This is a genomic window from Actinocrinis sp. (assembly GCF_035946395.1).
GTDB lineage: Bacteria > Actinomycetota > Actinomycetes > Streptomycetales > Catenulisporaceae > Actinocrinis.
This window is the reverse complement of the sequence record NZ_DASYZI010000285.1, coordinates 1-8,698: the sequence shown is the minus strand read 5'-3', so window position 1 is coordinate 8,698 and position 8,698 is coordinate 1. Positions and strand designations below refer to the sequence as shown.

Here is an 8,698-nt window from a genome sequence, read left to right as displayed (position 1 = left end):
CATGACCTTGTTACTGGCCGAACGGCCGCGTCCGGCGAGCGTGCGCGACTGGCGGTTCGGCTGGTGGCTGGCGATCGGCGCGGTCTGTCTTGGTGCGTTCATGGGCCAGTTGGACGCGTCGATCGTGGTGCTCACGTATCCGGTGCTCGGATCGCGGTTCCACGCCTCCGGCGCGGCGGTCGAGTGGGTGTCCCTCGGATACCTGCTCACGCTGATAGCCCTGCTCGTCCCGGCCGGGCGGCTGTCCGACGCGCACGGCCGCAAGCTGCACTATCTGTACGGATTCCTGGTTTTCACCCTCGCCTCGGCGGCCTGCGGACTGGCGCCGAGCCTCGCCGCGCTGATCGGCTTTCGCGCGGTGCAGGCCGTCGGCGCGGCGCTGATGCAGGCGAACAGCGTGGCCCTGGTGGCCACGAGCGCGCCGCGCGCACGGCTGCGCGCCGCGCTCGGCGTCCAGGCGGGAGCCCAGGCCGTCGGCCTCGCGCTCGGGCCGACGCTCGGCGGGATCATCGTCGTCGGGCTCGGCTGGCGCTGGGTGTTCCTGCTCAACGTGCCGGTCGGCGCGCTGGGCATGGTCGCCGGCCACTACTTCCTACCGCGCACCCGGATCCGCACGCCGGTGCGCCGCTTCGATTGGCCCGGCCTGCTGCTGCTCGGCGTGTCGAGCACGGCGCTGCTGCTCGCCATCTCCGCCGCGTCAGGCCTCGAACTGTCCGACGCCACGGTCGTCGCGCTGTTCGCCGTCGCCGCACTGGCCGGCTTCGGACTCGCGCGTCGTCTCGTGCGTACGGCCGGTCCGCTGATCGATCCGGCGCTGCTACGCACCCGAGGAACGGTCCTCGGTCTGCTCGGCGCGCTCGGCGGTTACCTCACCTTGTTCGGGCCGCTGGTGCTGGTGCCCGCGGAACTGACCCGGCACGGGACCGCGCTGGACGCCGCTGGTCTCGTGCTCACCGCGCTGCCGGCGGGCTTCGCCCTCGCCGCGCTGGCCGCCGACCGGGTGCTGCCCCGCGCCTGGACCGACCGTCGCAGAGCGCTGACCGGCTCGGTCGTCGCGTTGTGCGCGCTCGCGGCCTTGCTGCCCGAGTACTCGCACGCGCCATTCCTCGTGCCGCCGCTCGCTCTGCTCGGCGTGGGCCTCGGCCTCTTCGCCCCCGCGAACAACGCGCTGATCATGGCGGCGATCCCGCCCGGCGCGGAGGGTACCGGCGGCGGCCTGGTCAACATGGCCCGCGCTCTCGGCACGGCGCTCGGCGTGGCCCTCGTCACGCTCGGCCTGCATCAGGCCACGCATTCGACCGTGCTGGCCGCGGCGCTGCTGGCTGCGGTCGGCGTCGCAGTACTCGCGGTGACCGCCGCAGCGCACAAGCCCTAGTCGCCCGACTCCGAGCCGTCACCGCGCGGGATCGCGAACTCGGTGAGCAGCACGTGACCGGGCGTCAGCTCCACCCAAGCGCTGTCCACGGCGAAAAGCGCGATGCCCGATGTCGGGTACTTCTCCCGCACGCGGCCGAGTGGGTCACCGGAGTCTCCGCGCGCGAGGCTGAGCGTCAGGTTCTGTATTCCGGGGTTGTGGCCGACGAGTACCAGGCAGCGCACGTGCGCCGGAGTCTCGTGCAGGACCGTGAGCAGCGTGGAGGTCGTCGCGGCGTAGACACGGCCGTCGTAGACCGGCTGCGGCGGGTCGTCGAGTTCGGCGGCGGCCAGTTCCCAGGTCTCGCGGGTACGCCGAGCGGGTGAGCACACCACGCGGTCGATCCGGAGGGCGTCGGGACGCCGTTGCGCTTCCCGCAGCCAGCGCCCGGCCGCCGGGGCGTCGCGCCTCCCGCGCTCGGCGAGCGGGCGCTGCCGGTCCTCGACGTCGGGCCATGCCGCCTTCGCGTGCCGAAAAACGATCAAATGCCTGGATGCGACGGGTTCGGTCACCGATCCAGCTTGGCAGAGCGAGTTAAGCCACGCATGTTGAGCGTCATGATTCATCGGGCATACCCTGCCAGGGTATGCAGGCATACCTGCGGGGGGTATAGTCGCTGTCATGGAACACGGCGCCCACCGAAGTTACGGGTACAGCGCGCACAAGGATGACTACCTCAAGCGGCTGCGCCGGATAGAAGGCCAGATCCGCGGCCTTCAGCGGATGGTCGACGAGGACACCTACTGCATCGACATCCTTACCCAGGTCTCCGCGGCGACGAAGGCGCTGCAATCGGTGGCGATCGGCCTGCTTGAGGAGCATCTCGCGCACTGCGTCGCCGACGCGGTGGCCGAGGGCGGGGACACCGCCGACGCGAAGGTGAAGGAAGCCGCCGACGCCATCGCCCGGCTGGTGCGCTCGTAACCGCGTGATCGCCTCCTTCGAGACCGCCTGCTTTCGACTCTGTTCACTTCGACACCGTCTGCACAGACCGTGAAAGGACCTGACGTGGGTACTCAGGACATCAAGATCGGCACCGGCCCCGCCGCCGAGAAGCCCGCGGCTGCCGCCCCCGGAACCGGCATCGTCTCGACGTACGCCGTGACCGGCATGCACTGCTCGCACTGCGCCCACTCGGTGACCGAGGAGGTCAGCACGATCGACGGCGTCACCGCGGTCGACGTGGACGTGGACGGCGGCCGGGTCACCGTGACCAGCACGCAGCAGCTCAGCATCGACGACATGCGCGCTGCCATCGACGAGGCCGGCTACCAGCTCGTCTCCTGACTGCCACGGACGGTGATCGTTTGAGCGCGGCGTTTGTTTGAACACGGCGTTTGTCTGAATCACAGTGCGAATTTCAACTACGTGTGAGCGTGAACTGATGAACCCCGGCCTTGACGCCCCTGCGCTCGATGTGCCCCTTCCCGACGCCACTCGGCTCGCCGCCGGTCCGCGGATCGAACTCGCCATCGGCGGGATGACGTGCGCGTCCTGCGCGGCGCGGATCGAGCGCAAGCTCAACAAGCTCGACGGGGTCACCGCCACGGTGAACTACGCCACCGAGCAGGCCAGCGTACAGTACCCGGACACGCTCACCGCGCAGGACCTCGTAGCCGTCGTCGAGGCCGCCGGATACTCGGCCACCGTGCCCGTGCTCGTCGTGCCCGAGATCGCCGACGACGCCACGCAGTCGAGTGCCGGCGGCTCCGACGCCGCCACCGCCGAGGACGACGCCGCCACGGATGCCGCGGCGTCCCTGCTGCGGCGGCTGACCATATCCGCGGCGCTCGCGCTCCCGGTCCTGCTGATGTCGATGATTCCGCCGCTGCAATTGCGCAACTGGCAGTGGCTCTCGCTGACCCTCGCCGCGCCGGTGGTCGTCTGGGGAGGCTGGCCGTTCCACCGCGCCACGCTGATCAACCTGCGCCACCGCACGGCGACGATGGACACGCTGATCTCCCTCGGCACGGTGGCCGCCTTCACCTGGTCGCTCTACGCGCTGTTCTTCGGCGACGCGGGCACGCCCGGGATGCGGATGCCGTTCGAGCTGATCAGCAGCGGCTCGGGCAGCGATCAGATCTACCTTGAGGCCGCATCGGCGGTGGTCGTCTTCATCCTCGCGGGCCGCTACTACGAGGCCCGCGCCAAGCGTCGCTCCGGCGCGGCGCTGCGAGCCCTGCTGCACCTCGGCGCCAAGAACGTGGCCGTCCTGCGCGACGGCGTCGAAACCCGCGTCCCGATCGGCCGGCTGGCCGTCGGCGACCTGTTCGTCGTACGGCCCGGCGAGAAGGTCGCCACCGACGGCGTCGTCGTCGAGGGCTCCTGCGCGATCGACGCCAGCCTGCTCACCGGCGAGTCCGTTCCGGTCGAGGCCGGCCCCGGCGACCCGGTGACCGGCGCGACCGTGAACGCGGGCGGCCACATCGTGGTGCGGGCGACCAGGATCGGCGCCGAGACGCAACTGGCACAGATCGCGCGGCTCGTCGTCGAGGCGCAGACCGGCAAGGCAGCCGTCCAGCGGCTGGCCGACCGGGTGTCGGCGGTCTTCGTGCCCGTGGTCATCGTGCTCTCCCTGGTCACGCTGGCCGGCTGGCTGCTGGCCGGCGCGGGCACGGCGCGCGCCTTCACCGCCGCCGTCGCGGTCCTGATCATCGCCTGCCCGTGCGCGCTGGGCCTGGCCACGCCGACGGCGCTGCTGGTCGGCACCGGCCGCGGCGCGCAGCTCGGCATCCTGATCAAGGGTCCGCAGGTGCTGGAATCCACCCGCCGCGTCGACACGATCGTGCTGGACAAGACCGGCACCGTGACGACCGGCGCGATGACGCTGATCCGGACGATTCCCGCAGCCGGCGAGGCCGAGGGCGAAATCCTCCGGCTCTCCGGCGCCCTCGAATCGGCGTCCGAGCACCCGATCGCCCGGGCCGTCGCCCGGGGCGCGCTCGAACGTCACGGCGCGCTGCCAGGCGTCCGTCAGTTCTCGAATACGGATGGACTCGGCGTCGAGGGCGTCGTCGACGAGCACGCCGTCATCGTCGGCCGCCCCGCGCTGCTCGCGAAGCGCGGTCTCGACCTCCCCGGCGACCTGCGCGACGAACTCGCCGCCGCCGAGGCCGGGGGATCCACGGCCATCGCGGTGGCCTGGGACGGGAAGGCGCGCGGCGTGCTGGTCATCGCAGACGTCGTCAAGCCCGGCTCCGCCGAGGCGGTCGCCCGGCTGCGCGCGCTCGGCCTGACCCCGATGCTGCTGACCGGGGACAACGCCGAGGTCGCCCGCCGGATCGCCGCGCAGGTCGGCATCGACGAGGTCATCGCGCAGGTGCTGCCGGCGCAGAAGGCCGAGCATGTCAGGCGTCTGCAATCGGAGGGCCGCGTGGTCGCGATGGTCGGCGACGGAATCAACGACTCGGCCGCTCTGGCACAGGCCGATCTCGGCCTGGCGATGGGCACCGGGGCGGACGCGGCGATCGAGGCGGCGGATCTGACCCTGGTGAGCGGCGACCCCCGTTCGGTACCCGACGCGGTCCGGCTCTCGCGCCGCACGCTGGCCACCATCAAGGGCAACCTGTTCTGGGCGTTCGCCTACAACGTCGCGGCGATCCCGTTGGCAGCCGCGGGTCTGCTCAACCCGGTGATCGCCGGCGGGGCGATGGCGTTCTCGTCCGTCTTCGTGCTCTCCAACAGCCTGCGCCTGCGCCGCTTCGCCTGAGCTGCCCTGCTGCGCAGTGCTTGGTTACGCAGCGCTCGGTTACGTCGTGCTCGGTTGCGCCGTGCTCAGCTGTCGCGCAGTTCCTCGGCGAGAGCCGCCGCGAACGTGTCGATGTCGTACTCCGTCGTGTCGAAGGAGGCCATCCACCGCACTTCGCCGGTGTGCTCGTTCCATGAGTAGAAGCGGAAACGCTTCTGTAGACGCTCCGTCACGTCTTTCGGCAGGACCGCGAAGACCGCGTTCGACTCCACCGCCTGGGTGATCCGCAAACCGGGCAGCCCACGCACCGTGTCCGCCAGCCGCCGCGCCATCGCGTTCGCGTGCGTCGCGTTGCGCAGCCACAGGTCCCCGCCGAGCAGCGCCTCGAACTGGACCGAGATGAAGCGCATCTTCGAGGCCAGCTGCATGCCCGCCTTGCGCAGGAACTGCATGCCGCGCACCGCGTCCGGGTTGAGCACCACGATCGCCTCGCCGAGCAGCATGCCGTTCTTCGTGCCGCCGAAGGAGAGCACATCGACGCCGACGTCCGTGGTGAACTCGCGCAGCGGCAGCCCCAGCGTCGCCGCCGCGTTCGCGATCCGCGACCCGTCGACGTGGACCTTCATCTCGTGCCGGTGCGCCAGCTCGCAGATCGCCGCGAGCTCGTCCGGGGTGTAGCAGGTGCCGAGCTCGGTGGTCTGCGCGACCGAGACGATCCGCGGCTGCGCGCGGTGCTCGTCGCCCCAGCCCCACGCGTGCCGCGCGATCAGCTCGGGGGTCAGCTTCCCGTCCGGCGTGGCGAGCGTCAGCAGCTTGAGCCCGGCGACCTTCTCCGGCGCGCCGCACTCGTCGACGTTGATGTGCGCAGTCTCCGCGCAGATCACCGACTCCCAGCGCTCGGTCATCGCCTGGAGCCCCACGACGTTCGCCCCGGTGCCGTTGAACACCGGGTACACCGTGGCCGTGGCGCCGAAGTGCGCACGGAACACCTCTTGCAGGTGCTCGGTGTACGCGTCCTCGCCGTAGCTGATCTGGTGGCCGCCGTTGGCCAGGGCGATCGCGTCGAGGATCTCCGGATGTACGCCGGCGTAGTTGTCGCTGGCGAAACCCCGCAGCTCCGGGTCGTGTCGTCGCTGGACCGTCATCGAGTGCTCACTGCTCCTGGTCCTGCTTGCCGCCGTGGCCGGGGTCCATGGTGTCCGATTCGCTCGTGTCTGACTCGCTCGTCCCTGATTCGCGCGTGTCCGACTCCGCTGTGATGCCCCGGGTCGACGCGATCACGTCGCGCAGCTTCTTCTCCAGGGCCTCGTAGAACATACTCAGCGGGAATTCGTCCGGCAGCACCCGGTTGACCAGTTCCTTCGGCGGCCCGTCGAGCGGCAGGACGTCAAGCCACGGCTCGCGCAGGCCGCGCGCCCACGTGGACGCGGGATTCGGCGTCACATACTCGGCGACCAGCTCGTACGCGGCGATCCAGTGCGCGGTCTTCGGCCGGTCGATGCTGTCGCGATACAGCTTCTCGACCCGCTCGCACAGGCCGATCACCGCGGGGGCGGCCCGGCTCCAGTCGATCGTCAGCCGGTTGTCCGTCCAGCGCAGCACGTCGTTCTTGTGCAGGTAGGCGAACAGCAGCTGGCCGCCGAGCCCGTCGTAGTTGCGTACCCGGTTCCCGGAGATCGGGAAGCGGAAGAGCCGGTCGAACAGGATCGCGTACTGGATCACGCAGCCCTGCGCCAGCCCCTCGGCCTCCAGGCGCACGGCCTCGCGGAAGCTGGTCAGGTCGCAGCGCAGCTCTTCGAGCGCGTAGAGCCAGTAGGGCATCCGCTGTTTGATCATGAACGGGTCGAACGGCAGGTCGCCGTGGCTGTGCGTCCGATCGTGGATCATGTCCCACAGCACGAAGGCGTCCTGCGCGAGCTGTTGCGAGGCGACCAGTTCGGCAGCGTCGTCAGGCAACGCGAGCCGCACGGTCTCGGCCGCCGCCGCAGTTACCCGGCGGAAGCGGGCCGCCTCGCGGTCGCAGAAGATCGCGCCCCAGGTGTAGACGGGCACCTCGCGGACGGCGACCGTCTCCGGGAAGAGTACGGCGGAGTTGGTGTCGTACCCGGCCGTGAACGCCGAGAAGGTGATCGGTATGAACATCGGATTGTCGTAGCGAGTGCGTTCCAACTCGGCCAGCCAGTCGGGCCAGACCACCCGCAACAGCACGGCTTCGATGTTGCGGTCCGGGTTGCCGTTCTGCGTGTACATCGGGAACACGACGAGGTGCTCAAGCCCGTCCAAGCGCTGTGTCTCCGGCCGGAAGGCCAGCAGCGAGTCGAGGAAGTCCGGCACGCCGAACCCGCCGTCCGCCCACCGCTCGAAGTCCGTGCGCAGCGCGGCGTGGTAATCCGCGTCGTGGGGGAAGAGCCGCGCCAGCGATCCGAGCGCGTCCATCAGTGCCCCGACGCCCGCCCGCGCGTCCGCCAGGTCGTGCGCCGCGCCGTCGATCGAGCCGTCCGGCGACTGAAGCGTCCGCAGCTCCTCCACCGCCGTGACGAGCCGCCGCCACGCCGGATGCCGCAGTGCGCCCGATTCGCCAGGCTGCCGGCCCGGCTGGTCGACGATCACACCCATCTGCGTCATGAGCCCGCTCCATCAGTAAAATCTTCGCCTATTGCGCTTAGATCCCGTAAGAATTCTCGTCGAAGGGCAAGATTGACGCAAGGCGCGCGTCGTGTGGAGCGGCCCGGGCGGCGGTTTACAGCGGCTCGGAGCTGGCCTAAATTGACCCTCGACTTTGGAGGGGGATCCTGATGATCAGGCCAAATCTCGTCCGTGCGGCGATCGGTGTCGCCTTGTTCGCAGCATCGGCGTCTGTCGCCGTAGCCCCGGCGCATGCCTCGTCCCCAGCGGTTACCCAGACGCAGGCGACCATGGTCGGCACGTTCTCGTTCGCCGGGCTTCCCGCTGGCGGGGGTGGACCACACACACCGTTGGTTCCATCGCACCAGCCGATGAACAAGACCCTGCACCACACCGCGGCATCCCAGGTGCCCACCGTGGCGGGGACGCCGCTCAGTGGCGGCACCGGTGGAGCCACCGGATTCAACGGCATCGACGTCGTCCAGCAGACGAATGCCGGGACGGGCTCGTACTCGGGGACGCAGCTCGATGTCACGCCGCCGGACCAGGGCCTTTGCGTCGGTCACGGCGACGTGGTGGAGGGCGTGAACCTCGCGCTGCGCGTTTACTCGGCGTCCGGCACCCCGCTCACTGCGGCGGTCCCGTACAACCAATTCCTCAATCTGGCGCCGGAGCAGGTGACGAACCCGGACGGCACGTTCACGTTCGGTCCGTTCCTGTCGGACCCGAAGTGCTACTACGACCCGGACACCGGCCGGTGGTTCATGACGATCCTCGCGATCGCCCTCGACCCGGCGACCGGGGCCTTCGGCAACACGGCCCAGCAGTATGTGGCGGTGACCGCGACCTCCGACCCGACCGGCACGTGGAACATCTACACGTTCGCCACGACGGATGACGGAACCGCCGGAACCCCCAGCGACGCCGGCTGCCCGTGCTTCGGTGACCAGCCGCTGATCGGGGCCGACGCC

7 protein-coding genes and 1 pseudogene are annotated in these 8,698 nt (G+C 70.1%); 5 read left to right on the top strand and 3 right to left on the bottom strand.

Features of this window, described 5'->3' with window-relative positions:
• The first annotated feature begins 1 nt into the window (after window position 1).
• Window positions 2–1,375, top strand: coding sequence for an MFS transporter (locus tag VGS97_RS17370; RefSeq protein ID WP_326854605.1), 1,374 nt, complete (start codon window positions 2–4; stop codon window positions 1,373–1,375).
• On the opposite strand, the gene VGS97_RS17365 is transcribed toward VGS97_RS17370, so the two are convergent.
• Window positions 1,372–1,926, bottom strand: coding sequence for a histidine phosphatase family protein (locus VGS97_RS17365; RefSeq protein WP_326854604.1), 555 nt, complete (start codon window positions 1,924–1,926; stop codon window positions 1,372–1,374). The two genes, VGS97_RS17370 and VGS97_RS17365, sit on opposite strands and share 4 nt — an antisense overlap.
• Before the next feature lie 109 nt (window positions 1,927–2,035).
• Between VGS97_RS17365 and VGS97_RS17360 the strand changes: the two genes are divergently transcribed.
• The 3 genes from VGS97_RS17360 to VGS97_RS17350 all read left to right on the top strand — a co-directional run bounded on the left by VGS97_RS17360 (window position 2,036) and on the right by VGS97_RS17350 (window position 5,123).
• Window positions 2,036–2,338, top strand: a complete 303-nt coding sequence (locus tag VGS97_RS17360) for a metal-sensitive transcriptional regulator (protein WP_326854603.1) — start codon at window positions 2,036–2,038, stop codon at window positions 2,336–2,338.
• Between the two features lie 159 nt (window positions 2,339–2,497).
• Complete coding sequence (locus VGS97_RS17355; RefSeq protein ID WP_349262171.1) at window positions 2,498–2,701, top strand: heavy-metal-associated domain-containing protein; 204 nt, start codon at window positions 2,498–2,500, stop codon at window positions 2,699–2,701.
• Window positions 2,702–2,798: 97 nt separating this feature from the next.
• The gene (locus tag VGS97_RS17350) at window positions 2,799–5,123 is read left to right on the top strand and encodes a heavy metal translocating P-type ATPase (RefSeq protein ID WP_326854601.1); all 2,325 of its coding nucleotides are present in this window, start codon (window positions 2,799–2,801) and stop codon (window positions 5,121–5,123) included.
• 65 nt (window positions 5,124–5,188) lie between these two features.
• Here the strand turns inward: VGS97_RS17350 and VGS97_RS17345 are convergent, their stop codons facing one another.
• Both VGS97_RS17345 and VGS97_RS17340 read right to left on the bottom strand, forming a co-directional pair.
• On the bottom strand, window positions 5,189–6,247 hold the full coding sequence (locus VGS97_RS17345; RefSeq protein WP_326854600.1) for a low specificity L-threonine aldolase: 1,059 nt from the start codon (window positions 6,245–6,247) through the stop codon (window positions 5,189–5,191).
• Window positions 6,248–6,254: 7 nt separating this feature from the next.
• Window positions 6,255–7,727, bottom strand: a complete 1,473-nt coding sequence (locus tag VGS97_RS17340; RefSeq protein WP_326854599.1) for a DUF6421 family protein — start codon at window positions 7,725–7,727, stop codon at window positions 6,255–6,257.
• A 371-nt stretch (window positions 7,728–8,098) separates the two neighbouring features.
• Between VGS97_RS17340 and VGS97_RS17335 the strand changes: the two are divergent.
• Window positions 8,099–8,698: pseudogene (locus tag VGS97_RS17335) on the top strand (hypothetical protein); the annotation flags it as partial.